Consider the following 14,146-nt stretch of genomic DNA (forward strand, 5'->3'; position numbering starts at 1 on the left):
ATGTCTGAACAAGACAAGCAAATGTTAAAAGTAATCGTCTTTCAAATCAAAGACGAAGAATACACCATACCCGTTGAGCAAGTCGGCTCCATTGAAAGGATGATGCCGATCACCCGTGTTCCCGGCACAAAACCCTTCGTTAAAGGTGTGTTGAATTTGCGCGGGGTGGTCACTCCGATTATTGACCTTCGAGAAAGGTTTGAGATTGAAAGTACTGATAATACTGAACAGACCCGAATCATAACAGTGACTATTCAAGGTCTCAACGTCGGATTGATCGTGGATGCTGCCAATGATGTCCTTGACCTTGATGAGTCTACCATTGAACCTCCCCCTGAAGTTATCGGGACTGTTGAAGCAGAATACATCCAGGGGGTAGCTAAATTGGATCAACGTCTTCTCATACTATTAAACTTGGAAAAGGTACTCTCCAAAGAAGATGTCCACCTTTTGAATAAGGTTCATGTTTAATACAAAAAGGTTTGATGGAAGATTGACTTCTTTTCATTTGGATGTATTGAAGGAAGTCGGTAATGTCGGTGCTGGGCATGCAGCTACTTCATTATCCAAGCTATTAGGGCGCAAGGTTGATATGCATGTTCCAGACGTCCAGGTGGTGGATTTTGATGAGGTCATGGAATTAGCAGGCGGAGCGGAAAGGGAAATGGTCAGTATTTTCTTAAGAATAGAAGGAGATGCACCTGGGAGTATGTTCTTTATTCTTCCTCCTCAGCAGGCGAATCGCTTTGTAGCGCTGCTTACGGGTGTGACGAATTTCGGGGAAAGCCATGAAGAGGATGCTGAATTGGCTTCCTCAGCACTGCAAGAACTAGGGAATATCCTTTCAGGCTCCTATTTAACGGCACTCAGTGATTTTACCGATCTGTATCTTTATCCTTCTGTTCCTTCATTATCCAGAGATATGGTGGGGGCGATTTTAAGTACGGGTTTGATAGAAGCATCGCAAGTGAGTGATCACGCAATCGTCATAGAAACATCTTTATCAGATGGAGATGCACAGACGGACGTGATGGAAGGCCATTTCTTCTTGTTCCCTGACCCGGATTCATATAGTGAAATATTCCATTCCCTTGGAGTTCCTGGTCATGAGTAAAGTAGCAAGGTTAGTGAGAGTTGGAATCGGGGATATGGACATTGTGAAAGCACCTGATCGAATCCGCACTTCCGGTCTGGGCTCATGTGTGGGAATTATCCTTTTTGATGAGGTGAAAAAGATCGGGGGAATGCTGCATATTATGCTGCCTGATTCTTCCATGGCAAAGAAAATAACGATGAACAGGGCGAAATATGCAGACACGGGCATAGATGATCTTTATAATCAGATCACCACCACAGGGGCCCTCTCTTACCGCGTACAGGCAAAGATAGCTGGCGGGGCACAAATGTTTCAATTCACATCTTCCAGTAACATGATGAGAATCGGCCCGAGGAATGTAGAAGCAGTGAAACAAAAGCTAGCTCAACTGAACATTCCAATCGTAGCAGAAGAAGTCGGCGGGAAGAGTGGAAGGACGATTGAGTTCGATCCTGAGACGACTCAGCTAAATATCAGAACAGTAAATCGTGGAGAAAGTGTGATTTAATGATAGGTTCTGCACTGTGGAATCTCATTGGGGCGATTTTGGGTTTTATTTTTGTGTTTTTTATTAGTTTTCAAAGTACTTCCTTTGAAGCAGCGATCATAAGAGGCACTTTATGTTTTTTCTCGTTTTTCTTAATAGCATTTCTGTTTCGGTTTGTTTGGGCAGCAATTGCGGTTGGTAAGAGGAAAGAAGACCATAGTCTAAATGAGAATCCACAGGACTCTCTTTCTTCTGAGCCGTCTGAATCTTCAGATGGGTTCGACGCAGAGGGAACTTCAAAAATGATTCGAGAGTTAATGAAAGAAGATCAGCAATAAGGATAGTTAAAAATATTCAATGAATAAAGGAGCGGGGATGATTACAATGGCCAGCTGTTTATCTCCTCAGGAACAACATTGGTGGGATTTATGGACAACGGAACAGGATGGAGAAGCTGCGAATCATTTAGTTCAACTATATGATTATTTAGTGAGTTATCATGTGCAGAGAATATCTGCGCACCTCCCGAAAAGTGTGAGTAAAGATGATGTTAGAAGCCTGGGAATGTTAGGCCTGTATGATGCATTGAAGAAGTTCGACCGCACAAGGGATTTGAAATTCGACACCTATGCCTCATTCCGGATCAGAGGTTCAATCATGGATGGATTAAGAAAAGAGGATTGGCTGCCAAGATCGGTAAGAGATCGCTCAAAAAAAATCGAGCAGATGGCTGAGCAACTGGAGCAGCTGCTGCAGCGGCCGGCTACATCCAAAGAAATCGCTGATGAGCTCAATTTGAGCCAGCAGGAAATAGAAGAAACCGTAAAAGATTCTTTATTTTCCAATGTTCTTTCAATGGAGGAAAAACCGAAAGACGGAAATGAAGATCATAAAGAAGGAATCGGATACTCCATCCCGGATGATCAGTCACATACGCCCTCCGAATCAATCGTTAAGCAAGAGAATTATAAGGAATTAGCAGAAGAAATCGATCAATTGAATGAAAAGGAAAAACTCGTCATCAGTTTGTTTTATCATGAGGAGTTAACACTTACAGAAATCGGTCATGTTATGGAATTGACAACGTCTCGCATTTCACAAATCCATGCAAAAGCTATATTCAAACTTAAGCATGCTTTGAAAGGTATGATGGAGGTATAAAAGGGAGGAAGATTGATGCAGCAGGAAGAATATAAGGTTATTGTTTCACCAGATAAGATGGAAGCTGTCATTCATTTTTCCTCCGTGGACTCCGTTGCAGAACAAGTGCTTTTGGATCTCCTTAAGGATGAGGGCATCACTTTTGGTATCAAAGAAGAGGTCATTCGGATGTTAGTGGAAGAACCACCACTCACAGAGATGGAAGTCCTTGTCGCCAAAGGGATAGAACCGGTAGATGGAGAGAATGGACGCATCGTATTTGACAAACCTATGACGATGGAAGTCGATCAAGAAGAGAAGGCTAGCTTTCGAGACATTATTGCTATTCCGTCAGTTTCAAAAGGAGATCGAATTGCTCGTATTGAACCTCACACATCAGGTGTGCCAGGAAAAAATGTTTTCGGCGATGCCGTTCAACAGAAGCCAGGAAAAACACCGAACCTACGTGCTGGAAAAAACACGATCTACGATGAGAAAGAAGCAGGCTTTTACGCGGAAATAGATGGTCAGTTGAGTTATAAGGATCGGTCGATTCAAGTGCAGCCGTTATTTGAAGTTCGAGGAGACTTGGATTTACATACAGGCAACCTTGATTTTATCGGCTCCATTGCGATCAGAGGCAACGTCCCGACAGGATATAAAGTGAAAGCTGCAGGCGATATAACCGTTTATGGAATGGTAGAAGCTGCTGAACTTTCAGCTGGAGGTTCTGTTCATATTTCTGACGGAGTTTCAGGGTTAGGGAAGGCAAGGGTTACCGCTGGTGAGGATGTTCGGATAGGCTACATCAATCAAGCGGTTGTAGAAGCTGGACAAGATTTATTTGTTGAAAATTCCGCTTTACATAGCCAGTGTGTTGCCCACCGCAGTGTATACTGCCAAAAGGGGAATATCATAGGAGGCACAACCTCAGCAGGGAATCGTGTGGAAGCTCAATCCATAGGCAACCGTATGCATACCCCGACCGGCATTTACATTGGAGTGAACAAAAAAGTAGAAGAGAAGCAAATGAAGCTCAATCAAACATTAAAAGCAAAGATGGAGCAAAAGGAAAAGCTCTTACAAATAGGAAAATCCCTGGAACGAAAGCGCCTCAAGCAAGGTAAGCTTTCGGCTGAAGAACGCATTACTTCTTTAAGACAAAGAAGTTCTTTGGAGAATAATGAAGAAGAAATCTATGAACTTGCTGAGCAAATGAAGTCTATGAATTCTTCCATTGGGAATTTGGATGATGCTTATATAAAAGCAGTAAAAAATATACATGCTTTCACTAATGTAGGATTCGGAAAGTATGTTCTTCGTGTCGATGTAGATCATACAGATGTTCATATGATCCTGGATAGTGGTGAAATCGTAATTAAAGCAAATAGATAAATAGGCGGCCTAAATCTTATTATGGCATTTTTTTACAATAGAATGGTTGTTGGCAGGGAACTAAGTCACTTCCCGACGGAGACTCCCCGCTCTGGATGATTCACCACAAGCCCCTCCCTAACTGATTTTCCACTTAGGATTCTTTAAAAGCGGTGCCCCCTCCTCAGATGACCGTGAAATTGTTTAGAAATCCTGAAGAGAACACAATTACATAAATTATGAAAATGAATGAGAGAGGGTGATTTAATGACTGTTTTTTTATTGGTTGTCAGTTTCATTATAGATGGTGTATTAGTTATGGCGTTGTTTGCCATGATGAAAAAAGTAAGGCAAGCAGAAGAACTGGAACTTAGACAGAAACAAGTGGCTTCTGAAATAGAGGATCTATTTACTTCTTATCTAATGGAAATCAAAGAAGAAAACAGGCGTATGGGGGAATGGGTCACCCAGAAAAAAGATAAGCAGGAACCTGAAGCGCATGTGATGGAATCAAGCTCTAAGGAAACGGATGAAACAATGGAAGTCTCTGAGAGTAAAGATTATACACCGCCGGAACCCGTTGAAGACGGAGAAGTATATCAACCATCGATTCATTCTCAAGTTTTTGAATTGAAAAAAGAGGGCTATACTATAGAAGAGATCGCCAAGCAACTCAATAAAGGTAAAACTGAGGTTGAGCTTCTTTACAAATTTCATCAAAAAAGTAACAAAAAAACTTGAACACGCCTGACTCTTATGGTATATTTACTGACGGTGTCAATACACACGCCTTTGGATTCTTCAGTGAGGTTGCTCTTTTATTAAAGAGTTCACAGAAGGAAATGAATGAGGCGGAGGATACTAAAAAAACCAAACAGGAGGAATTATCATGTCTGTAATTTCTATGAAACAGCTATTAGAAGCTGGTGTTCATTTTGGACACCAAACCCGTCGCTGGAACCCGAAGATGAAGAAGTACATCTTCACAGAGCGTAACGGTATTTATATCATCGACCTGCAAAAGACTGTCAAAAAGGTGGATGAAGCATTCAACTATGTGAAAGATGTCGCTGCTGACGGTGGTAACATTCTTTTCGTAGGAACAAAAAAACAAGCGCAGGATACAGTGCGCGACGAAGCAACTCGTTGCGGCATGTATTATATCAACCAACGTTGGTTGGGTGGAACGCTTACTAACTTTGAAACTATCCGCAAACGTATCAATCGTTTGAAAGATATCGAACGTATGGATGAAGACGGTACTTTCGACGTACTTCCTAAAAAAGAAGTAGTTGATATGCTTAAAGAAAAAGATCGTCTTGAGAAATTCCTTGGCGGTATTAAAGAAATGAAGAAACTTCCGGACGCAATGTTCATCATTGATCCTCGTAAAGAGCGTATCGCAATTGCTGAAGCTCATAAATTGAATATTCCAGTTGTAGGTATCGTTGATACAAACTGTGATCCAGATGAAATCGATTATGTCATCCCAGCGAACGATGACGCAATCCGTGCTGTTAAATTGTTGACTTCAAAAATGGCTGATGCTGTACTTGAAGCTAAACAAGGGGAAGAAACAGAAACAACTGAAGAAACAGAAGCTGCAGTAGAAGCTGCTCAAGAGTAAGAAGGGTCTAAAGGTGATAAGGGGGTATACCTTTATCACCTTTTTTAAAGGATATTTCCTTTATCATTCAGCTCTGCCGTAACCAAATTCGGTAGGAGGCTCGCGCTATTCTCACTTGTATATTAATAAGGAGGCATTACAATGGCTATAAATGCAAAAATGGTAAAAGAACTTCGTGGAAAAACAGGTGCTGGAATGATGGACTGTAAAAAAGCACTGACTGAAAACGATGGTGACATGGACAAAGCAATCGAATGGTTGCGCGAAAAAGGTATCTCTAAAGCACAGAAAAAAGCAGATCGTATTGCTGCTGAAGGTTCTGCTGCTATTGAAATTTCCGGTAACACGGCTGTCCTTTTCGAAGTGAACTGTGAAACAGACTTCGTAACGAAAAACGACACGTTCAAACAACTTTTAAAAGATCTAGGCCAACACCTGGTATCTCAAAAGCCTGCAACAGTCGAAGAAGCTCTTGAACAAAAACTTCATGGTGATGGAGAAGTACTTAGCAGCTACATTACTGATCGTGTAGCAAAAATCGGTGAGAAACTTTCTCTTCGTCGTTTTGTCATCAAAGAGAAAACGGATAATGACGCGTTTGGTGCTTACCTTCACATGGGTGGGAACATTGGTGTTCTTACTGTCCTTGAAGGTTCCACTGACGAAACAGCTGCGAAAGACATTGCCATGCACGTAGCGGCAGTGAACCCTCGTTATGTTTCTCGCGATGAGATTCCTGAAGAAGAGGCGAACAGTGAGCGCGAAATGCTGAAGACTCAAGCGATGAATGAAGGCAAGCCTGAAAACATCGTAGAGAAAATGGTAGAAGGTCGTTTGAACAAATTCTTCGAAGAGATTTGCTTATTAGACCAAAGTTTCGTTAAAGATCCAGACCAGAAGGTTAAGCAATTCGTAGCTTCTGCCGGTGGTAAAATCACTGGTTTCGAACGTTTCGAAGTTGGCGAAGGTATGGAGAAACGCGAAGAAAACTTTGCTGATGAAGTGATGAACCAAGTTAAAAAATAATGATAGTAAAGAATAGGGGACACTGTCGGTGTTCCCTATTTTCAAAAATGCTACATAGTTGCATAGCACCCTATGAGCAAAAAAAGCAAATATAAGAATAGCAAAACACACGGGAGGTTACTATGACAACTGCTCGCTATCGTCGGATTGTATTGAAACTAAGTGGAGAGGCTTTGAGTGGGGAAGCTGGATTCGGATTGGAGCCCAGCATTATCAAATCAGTCTCTCGTCAAGTCAAGGAAGTAGCTGAACTTGGGGTAGAGGTCGCAGTCGTAGTTGGCGGCGGGAACATATGGCGTGGAAAAGTCGGAGCTGAAATGGGCATGGACCGCGCCAATGCTGACTATATGGGAATGCTCGCGACTGTCATGAATTCTCTGGCCCTTCAAGACAGCCTGGAAAACGTAGGTATCCCAACCCGTGTCCAAACTTCTATCGAAATGAGACAAGTAGCGGAACCATATATTCGGAGAAAAGCGATCCGTCATTTAGAGAAGAAACGGGTGGTGATTTTCGCCGCAGGTACAGGTAACCCGTACTTCTCGACAGACACAACCGCAGCTCTCAGAGCAGCTGAAGTAGAAGCTGATGTCATTCTGATGGCAAAAAACAATGTGGATGGAGTCTATACGGACGACCCGAAAATCAATGAAGCTGCAGTGAAATACGATGAACTTTCCTACATGGATGTTCTTAACGAAGGTTTAGGAGTTATGGATTCTACAGCATCATCGTTATGTATGGACAACGATATCGATTTATTGGTATTCTCTATTACAGAAGACGGAAATATCAAGAAGGCCGTAATGGGCGAAAATATTGGAACCATTGTAAGGGGGAAATAATCATGTCTGAAGCCGTGATTAATGAAACGAAACAACAAATGGAACAAGCTGTACAAGCTTTCTCTCGTCAGCTTGCTACAGTAAGAGCAGGTCGTGCAAATCCTGCTATTCTCGATAACGTTTATGTGGATTATTATGGTGCTGCGACTCCAATGAAGCAACTCGCACAAGTATCCGCACCTGAGCCTCGTTTACTTGTCATTACACCATATGATAAGTCAGCGATTGCTGAAATCGAAAAAGCGATTCAAAAAGCTGATCTTGGTTTGTCTCCTTCCAGTGATGGTAATGTTGTTCGCATTAATATCCCAGCACTGACAGAAGAACGCCGTAAAGATCTTGCGAAAGTAGTCGGGAAGTACTCCGAAGAAGCGAAAGTACAGGTCCGTAACATTCGTCGTGAATCCAATGACCGTTTGAAGAAAATGGAGAAAGACGGAGACTTGACAGAAGACGATCTTCGTTCTTTCCAAGATGATGTTCAGAAAGTCACAGATCAGAACGTAGATAAGATCGATCAACTATCTAAAACTAAAGAAGAAGAAATTATGGAAGTTTAAGTTTCTTCATTCTAAATATGCCATAAGGTGTATGAGCCGCGCTGTAGATGTTTGGCAGCGCGGTTTTAATTTTGTACCTTTCATAAGGGCTCGGCATATTGTACGATTTTAGTATATAATAGTAAGATGGAAGAAACGGACTGGAGGATTAAACATGCCAATCAAGTTTCCATTTACCAAAAGTAAAAAACAACCACAATCACAGCCTCTAGGACTTGATTATAACCATTTGCCTCAACACGTTGCCATTATTATGGATGGTAACGGACGCTGGGCGAAGAATAGAGGAATGCCTCGGATTGCTGGTCACAAAGAGGGCATGAGTGTCGTGAAGCGTATTGTACGTTATGCTTCAGATGCCGGGGTGAAGGTCCTTACACTTTACGCTTTCTCTACAGAAAATTGGAAACGGCCAAAAAATGAGGTAGACTTCTTAATGAAGTTACCAGTAGATTTTTTAAATACATATTTGCCTGAACTGATTGAGAGGAATGTTCAAGTCCGCACAATCGGTGACTTCGGAGTTTTACCGTCTCATACTCAAAAGGCGGTCCAAGAAGCGATGGAGAAAACAAAGCATAATGATGGGCTTATTCTTAATTTTGCTCTGAATTATGGAAGCCGCTTCGAGATGGTCCATGCAGTCAAGCAAATAGCATCAAAAGTCAAAGATGGAGAATTGGAAACTTCAGACATAGATGAAGAACTTTTCTCTTCAGAGCTCTATACTTCTGAATTGATCGAACCGGATTTATTGATTCGTACAAGTGGTGAACAAAGGCTGAGTAACTTTTTACTGTGGCAGTTGGCTTATGCGGAGTTTTGGTTTACCGAAGTATATTGGCCTGACTTCAATGAGAGTCACTTTGAAAAGGCTCTCTATGATTTCCAAAATCGCAAACGTCGATACGGCGGAGTATAAGGTGTGAAATAAAATTTATGAAACAAAGAACAATTACAGCAGTTGTTGCAGCACTAATTTTTATACCGATTGTCATGCTCGGAGGATGGCCTTTTAAAATATTTGTTTACTTAATAGCGAGCATTGCCTTATTGGAATTAGTACGCATGAAAAAAATCGCAAGGTATTCCGTGGCGTCCGGCCTTGGTCTTGTCTTGATGTGGGCTTTAATGTTCCCTTATGAAGTCCTCGACGGAACTGTGGAAATCGGAAGCATCATTACAAAATCAGAAATCACGTTGCTTGCTGTCTTGATATTACTGAGTTATACCGTTTTGGTGAAAAACCGTTTCACATTTGATGATGCAGGATTCCTCCTGCTGTCTGCGATATACATCGGCATGGGCTTCAATTATTTGATGGAAACAAGGACAAGCGGCTTGGAGTATATCTTCTTTGCATTATTTATCGTGTGGGCCACTGATACCGGCGCATACCTGTTCGGCCGCTCACTCGGAAAGCACAAGCTTTGGCCGCAGATCAGTCCTAAAAAAACGATCGAAGGTTCAGTAGGCGGTATTGTCCTTGCCTGTATAGTGGCGGTTTTATTTCAATATTTCTATCCACTCGATCACTCTCTCATCGTCGTCTTACTTGTGACGATTCTGGTATCTATTGCCGGTCAAATCGGAGACTTAGTCGAATCTGCTTTCAAACGGCATTATGCCGTCAAAGATTCAGGTAAGATTTTACCAGGTCATGGAGGAGTGCTAGATCGGTTTGATAGTCTTATTTTCATACTGCCGATCCTTCACCTCATCAACTTCATTGCTGCGTAAACGAGAGGGGAATCTAAGATGAAACAAGTATCATTATTGGGAGCTACAGGATCGATCGGGATTCAAACTCTTGAGGTCATTCGATTGCACCCTGAGCAATTTTCTCTTTATGCAATGGCCTTCGGGAGAAATATAGAAAAAGCTCTGCCTTTGATCCGTGAGTTCAAACCAACTATCATTATCGTCCAGGATGAAGCGACTAAAGTGAAATTAAATAAAGAAATCGACCATCAGCAAATATTTTGCGGCGGAGAAGGTTTAATTGAAGCCAGTGTTGCCGATTCTGTTGATGTGGTCGTTAATGCAGTGATGGGGAGTGTTGGGTTACCTGCCACATTGAAAGCTATTCAAGCAAAGAAAATCATCGCTATCGCAAACAAAGAAACATTAGTGACAGCCGGCCACCTTGTCATGGAGGAGGCGCGCAAGCATCAAGTTGAGCTTTTACCGGTTGACAGCGAACACTCAGCTATTTACCAGTCATTAAATGGAGAAAAGAAAAGCGATATCCAGAAGTTGATCATAACGGCTTCAGGTGGAAGCTTCCGTGATAAAAGCCGTGAAGAATTGGCAGGTGTCTCTGTCCAGGATGCTTTAAATCATCCCAACTGGAGTATGGGAGCAAAGATCACTGTGGATTCAGCTTCAATGATGAATAAAGGTCTTGAGGTCATAGAGGCGCACTGGCTTTTTGATGTGCCTTACGAACAAATTCATGTTATTCTTCATAGAGAAAGTGTCATACATTCGATGGTGGAGTATGTTGATCGGAATATCATTGCACAGCTGGGTACACCGGATATGAAGGTGCCGATACAATATGCACTGACATACCCTGAACGTCTGGATCTTCCGATTACAGAACATCTCAACTTAGAAGAAATTGCCACACTGAACTTTGAGAGAATGGATATGGAGCGCTTCCCTTGTCTGCGGATGGCTTTTGAGGCTGGGAAAGCCGGTGGGTCTATGCCGACAGTATTGAATGCTGCTAACGAAGAAGCCGTGCAATTGTTCCTGGAAGGGAAAATTTCTTTCCTGGATATTGAAAAATACATTGAACAAGCGCTGGAAAATCATGACAGGATTCATAACCCGGACTTGTCTACCATAATTTCTATTGATGAGGAAACTAGAAAGAGCGTCCGTTTCCATTTAAATTAAAAGGAAGGTGCTTCATTTGACTACAGTAATTGCGTTTATACTCATGTTCGGACTTTTGGTGTTCGTACACGAGTGGGGGCATCTTATTTTTGCCAAACGTGCCGGAATGCTGGCGCGTGAATTTGCGATAGGATTTGGACCGAAGATTTTTGCTTTCACAAGAAATGAGACCCTGTACACGATCCGTTTGTTACCTATCGGCGGTTACGTACGTGTCGCAGGGGAAGACCCTGAAATCGTTGAGTTGAAAGCAGGTCATCATATTGCTCTTGAATTCAATGATGAAGGCAAAGTGAATCGTATTGTCGTTAACAATAAATCCAAGCATCCTCATGCACGAGTGATTGAGGTGGAAAGAGCCGATCTTGATCACAGACTCGTCATTGAAGGATATGAAGTGGATGAAGATGAAAAGCTGTTTTTTGAAGTCGATCCTAAAGCGATGTTCGTAATGGATGAAAAAGAAACACAGATCGCTCCTTATAACCGCCAATTCGCTTCGAAATCAGTTCCCCAGCGGGCGATGCAGCTATTCGCAGGTCCATTGATGAATTTCATCCTGGCAATCGTGCTCTTCACGATTTTAGGCTTTATCCAGGGCGTACCGTCTAATGAAGCTAAGCTGGGAGAAATACAAGAGAGCACCCCTGCGGAACAAGCTGGACTGATGGCTGGGGACGAAGTGATTGCCGTTGATGGTGAATCTGTAAGCACATGGGAAGAATTCACGACAGTAATCCGGGACCATCCTGATGAAGAGGTGACCTTGACGATCAGCCGCTCCGGACAAACACAGCAATTGGATATTACTCCAGCTGCTATTGAGGATCGCGATCGAACAATAGGTCAAGTGGGTGTAGCGAGGGCTTTTGAAGAATCATTCACTAAAAAGCTGACTTTCGGATTCACGCAAACCTACGAGTGGTCTGCAATGATATTAACGAATTTAGGCAAGTTGGTAACAGGGCAGTTCTCTCTCGATATGTTATCAGGGCCTGTAGGAATCTATGATGCAACAGATCAGGTGGTCCAAACAGGTTTTACGAATTTTGTCATGTGGACATCCATTCTGAGTATCAATTTAGGAATCGTCAACTTATTACCTCTTCCTGCACTTGATGGCGGACGGCTGTTATTCGTCGGTCTTGAAGGCGTCAGAGGTAAGCCGATCGATCCCCAGAAAGAGGGAATTGTTCATTTTATCGGTTTTGCGTTATTGATGTTATTGATGCTTGTTGTCACATGGAACGATATTCAACGGTTATTCTTATGAAATCTATAGCTGGAAGTCCTAAGGTGATAGGTGTTTCCTAGGCTTCTAGCTTCTTTTATTAATTTTGAACTGAGGTGCATGTTATGAGACAAAGTCATATGTTAATCCCAACTTTAAAAGAAAATCCAGCAGATGCAGAAATCAAGAGTCATCAGTTCCTCGTTCGCGCTGGTTACATACGTCAAATTGCATCAGGAATTTATAGCTTTTTACCAATCGGACGCCGCGTCCTCAGCAAAGTAGAGAGTATTGTACGTGAAGAAATGGAGAAAATCGGTGCCCACGAGATGGCTATGCCTGCACTTGAACCATCTGAACTCTGGAAAGAAACGGGACGATGGACGACATTCGGATCAGAACTGATGCGAATCAACGACCGTCATCAACGTGAGTTTGCATTGGGTGCTACTCACGAAGAAGTGATTACAAGCATTGTTCGCAATGAAGTCAAGAGCTATAAGCAGTTACCGATAACAGTCTTCCAAATACAAAATAAATTCCGTGATGAGGCACGCCCACGGTTCGGTTTATTGCGGGGTCGTGAATTCCTTATGAAAGATGCTTATTCGTTCAATGAAACATACGAAAGTTTGGATGAAACCTATCAGAAGATGTTTGAAGCCTATTCAAATGTCTTCCGGCGTTGTGGTCTCAATTTCCGAGCAGTCATTGCTGATTCAGGCGCGATGGGCGGAAAGGATACACATGAATTCATGGTTTTATCTGAAGTTGGAGAAGATGTGATCGCATATTCAGATACTTCCCGCTATGCCGCAAACATAGAAATGGCTCCCGTGGCTGCAGAGTACAAAAAGACCAATGAATCCCCATTAACGATGAAGAAAACAGAAACACCAGATAAGAAAACGATGAAGGATGTAGCGGATTATTTAGGTCATGAGCTTCATGAAGGTTTGAAGTCGATCATGTTCCAAGTTGACAATCAGTTTGTCATGGCAGTTACGCGGGGGGACCACGAAGTAAATGATGTGAAGCTGAAGAATTTGTATAATGCAGACATTGTTGAACTTGCCTCTGAAGAAGATACAAAACGGCTGTTGGGAACTGGATTTGGCTCCTTAGGTCCGGTAGATGTTCCGGAAGAAGTTGAAGTGGTGGCAGATCATGCAGTAGAAGCACTGACGAATGCTTCCTGCGGTGCGAATGAAGAAGGATATCATTATACAAATGCCACTCCTGGCGAAGATTTCCAAGTCCACCAATATGCAGATCTTAGATTCATCCAGGAAGGAGATCCTTCGCCAGACGGGCAGGGGGTTATCAAGTTTGCTCGGGGAATTGAGGTCGGTCACGTTTTCAAGCTTGGTGAATTTTATTCTGAACGCATGAATGCCACTTTCCTTAATGACCAGGGTAAAGCGAAAACGATGATCATGGGCTCGTACGGAATAGGAGTTTCCCGCACCCTGGCAGCTATTGTAGAGCAGTATCATGATGAACGCGGGATTACATGGCCGGCAAAAATTGCTCCATACCATGTTCACCTGCTCTCCATGAATCCGAAAAAGGAAGACCAGAAAGAATTGGCAGATGATCTTTATGAGACACTTCTTGAAGCTGGAATTGAAGTTTTATATGATGATCGTAAAGAACGTGCTGGCGTCAAATTCGCCGATAGTGATCTGTTCGGTATTCCTTTGAGAATCACCGTAGGTAAGCGTGCGGCGGAAGGTATGGTTGAAGTGAAGGATAGAGCGACAGGGGAACAATCGGATGTTGAAGCAATCGGAATTACAGAATATGTAAACGATTGGTACAAAGGAAAATAATCGCTCAACGGAAATACCCTTGCT

Annotated in this window: 16 protein-coding genes; all 16 read left to right on the forward strand. The window is 42.6% G+C overall.

Translation table 11 applies throughout. The features are described from left to right. Entirely contained in the window at positions 1-471 is a 471-nt protein-coding gene (locus ACTWPX_RS03945; RefSeq protein ID WP_443118597.1) for a chemotaxis protein CheW, read from the forward strand. Next, complete coding sequence (locus ACTWPX_RS03950) at positions 464-1,114, forward strand: chemotaxis protein CheC (protein WP_443118598.1); 651 nt, start codon at positions 464-466, stop codon at positions 1,112-1,114. The genes ACTWPX_RS03945 and ACTWPX_RS03950 overlap by 8 nt, the downstream gene beginning before the upstream one ends. Then, a complete protein-coding gene (locus ACTWPX_RS03955) occupies positions 1,107-1,604 on the forward strand; it encodes a chemotaxis protein CheD (protein WP_443118599.1) in 498 nt (165 codons plus the stop codon). The genes ACTWPX_RS03950 and ACTWPX_RS03955 overlap by 8 nt, the downstream gene beginning before the upstream one ends. Further along, entirely contained in the window at positions 1,604-1,921 is a 318-nt protein-coding gene (locus ACTWPX_RS03960; RefSeq protein WP_443118600.1) for a hypothetical protein, read from the forward strand. Before ACTWPX_RS03955 ends, ACTWPX_RS03960 begins: the two co-directional genes overlap by 1 nt. A 46-nt stretch (positions 1,922-1,967) precedes the next feature. After that, positions 1,968-2,744 (forward strand): FliA/WhiG family RNA polymerase sigma factor, encoded by a 777-nt coding sequence (locus ACTWPX_RS03965; protein WP_443118991.1) that lies wholly within the window; start codon positions 1,968-1,970, stop codon positions 2,742-2,744. Between the two features lie 15 nt (positions 2,745-2,759). Beyond that, the gene (locus ACTWPX_RS03970; protein WP_443118601.1) at positions 2,760-4,118 is read left to right on the forward strand and encodes a DUF342 domain-containing protein; all 1,359 of its coding nucleotides are present in this window, start codon (positions 2,760-2,762) and stop codon (positions 4,116-4,118) included. A gap of 246 nt (positions 4,119-4,364) precedes the next feature. Further along, a complete protein-coding gene (locus ACTWPX_RS03975; protein WP_443118602.1) occupies positions 4,365-4,838 on the forward strand; it encodes a DUF6115 domain-containing protein in 474 nt (157 codons plus the stop codon). Positions 4,839-4,986: 148 nt separating this feature from the next. After that, positions 4,987-5,724, forward strand: a complete 738-nt coding sequence (gene rpsB, locus ACTWPX_RS03980) for a 30S ribosomal protein S2 (RefSeq protein ID WP_128522737.1) — start codon at positions 4,987-4,989, stop codon at positions 5,722-5,724. A 141-nt stretch (positions 5,725-5,865) separates the two neighbouring features. After that, positions 5,866-6,750, forward strand: coding sequence for a translation elongation factor Ts (tsf, locus tag ACTWPX_RS03985; protein ID WP_443118603.1), 885 nt, complete (start codon positions 5,866-5,868; stop codon positions 6,748-6,750). A gap of 122 nt (positions 6,751-6,872) precedes the next feature. Continuing rightward, complete coding sequence (pyrH, locus tag ACTWPX_RS03990) at positions 6,873-7,595, forward strand: UMP kinase (protein ID WP_443118604.1); 723 nt, start codon at positions 6,873-6,875, stop codon at positions 7,593-7,595. A 2-nt stretch (positions 7,596-7,597) separates the two neighbouring features. Then, entirely contained in the window at positions 7,598-8,155 is a 558-nt protein-coding gene (gene frr / locus ACTWPX_RS03995; RefSeq protein ID WP_128522734.1) for a ribosome recycling factor, read from the forward strand. Positions 8,156-8,309: 154 nt separating this feature from the next. Next, a complete protein-coding gene (locus tag ACTWPX_RS04000; RefSeq protein WP_128522733.1) occupies positions 8,310-9,077 on the forward strand; it encodes an isoprenyl transferase in 768 nt (255 codons plus the stop codon). Positions 9,078-9,094: 17 nt separating this feature from the next. Further along, positions 9,095-9,895 carry a phosphatidate cytidylyltransferase gene (locus tag ACTWPX_RS04005; protein WP_443118605.1) on the forward strand — a complete coding sequence of 267 codons (801 nt, stop codon included), beginning with the start codon at positions 9,095-9,097 and terminating at the stop codon, positions 9,893-9,895. Positions 9,896-9,913: 18 nt separating this feature from the next. Then, complete coding sequence (dxr, locus tag ACTWPX_RS04010) at positions 9,914-11,059, forward strand: 1-deoxy-D-xylulose-5-phosphate reductoisomerase (protein WP_443118606.1); 1,146 nt, start codon at positions 9,914-9,916, stop codon at positions 11,057-11,059. A 16-nt stretch (positions 11,060-11,075) separates the two neighbouring features. Beyond that, positions 11,076-12,332, forward strand: coding sequence for an RIP metalloprotease RseP (gene rseP, locus ACTWPX_RS04015; protein WP_443118607.1), 1,257 nt, complete (start codon positions 11,076-11,078; stop codon positions 12,330-12,332). 83 nt (positions 12,333-12,415) lie between these two features. Next, complete coding sequence (locus ACTWPX_RS04020) at positions 12,416-14,122, forward strand: proline--tRNA ligase (protein WP_443118608.1); 1,707 nt, start codon at positions 12,416-12,418, stop codon at positions 14,120-14,122. Positions 14,123-14,146 lie beyond the last annotated feature (24 nt).

Origin of the sequence: Halobacillus sp. H74 (genome assembly GCF_052246715.1) — a bacterium.
GTDB classification, from domain to species: domain Bacteria; phylum Bacillota; class Bacilli; order Bacillales; family Halobacillaceae; genus Halobacillus; species Halobacillus litoralis_A.

Excerpts from the sequence above, each read along its gene's own strand:
- ACTWPX_RS03945 (WP_443118597.1), top strand. The coding sequence starts at position 1 with ATGTCTGAACAAGACAAGCAAATGTTAAAAGTAATCGTCTTTCAAATC.
- ACTWPX_RS03950 (WP_443118598.1), top strand. The coding sequence starts at position 464 with ATGTTTAATACAAAAAGGTTTGATGGAAGATTGACTTCTTTTCATTTG.
- ACTWPX_RS03955 (WP_443118599.1), top strand. The coding sequence starts at position 1,107 with ATGAGTAAAGTAGCAAGGTTAGTGAGAGTTGGAATCGGGGATATGGAC.
- ACTWPX_RS03960 (WP_443118600.1), top strand. The coding sequence starts at position 1,604 with ATGATAGGTTCTGCACTGTGGAATCTCATTGGGGCGATTTTGGGTTTT.
- ACTWPX_RS03965 (WP_443118991.1), top strand. The coding sequence starts at position 1,968 with ATGGCCAGCTGTTTATCTCCTCAGGAACAACATTGGTGGGATTTATGG.
- ACTWPX_RS03970 (WP_443118601.1), top strand. The coding sequence starts at position 2,760 with ATGCAGCAGGAAGAATATAAGGTTATTGTTTCACCAGATAAGATGGAA.
- ACTWPX_RS03975 (WP_443118602.1), top strand. The coding sequence starts at position 4,365 with ATGACTGTTTTTTTATTGGTTGTCAGTTTCATTATAGATGGTGTATTA.
- rpsB (WP_128522737.1), top strand. The coding sequence starts at position 4,987 with ATGTCTGTAATTTCTATGAAACAGCTATTAGAAGCTGGTGTTCATTTT.
- tsf (WP_443118603.1), top strand. The coding sequence starts at position 5,866 with ATGGCTATAAATGCAAAAATGGTAAAAGAACTTCGTGGAAAAACAGGT.
- pyrH (WP_443118604.1), top strand. The coding sequence starts at position 6,873 with ATGACAACTGCTCGCTATCGTCGGATTGTATTGAAACTAAGTGGAGAG.
- frr (WP_128522734.1), top strand. The coding sequence starts at position 7,598 with ATGTCTGAAGCCGTGATTAATGAAACGAAACAACAAATGGAACAAGCT.
- ACTWPX_RS04000 (WP_128522733.1), top strand. The coding sequence starts at position 8,310 with ATGCCAATCAAGTTTCCATTTACCAAAAGTAAAAAACAACCACAATCA.
- ACTWPX_RS04005 (WP_443118605.1), top strand. The coding sequence starts at position 9,095 with ATGAAACAAAGAACAATTACAGCAGTTGTTGCAGCACTAATTTTTATA.
- dxr (WP_443118606.1), top strand. The coding sequence starts at position 9,914 with ATGAAACAAGTATCATTATTGGGAGCTACAGGATCGATCGGGATTCAA.
- ACTWPX_RS04020 (WP_443118608.1), top strand. The coding sequence starts at position 12,416 with ATGAGACAAAGTCATATGTTAATCCCAACTTTAAAAGAAAATCCAGCA.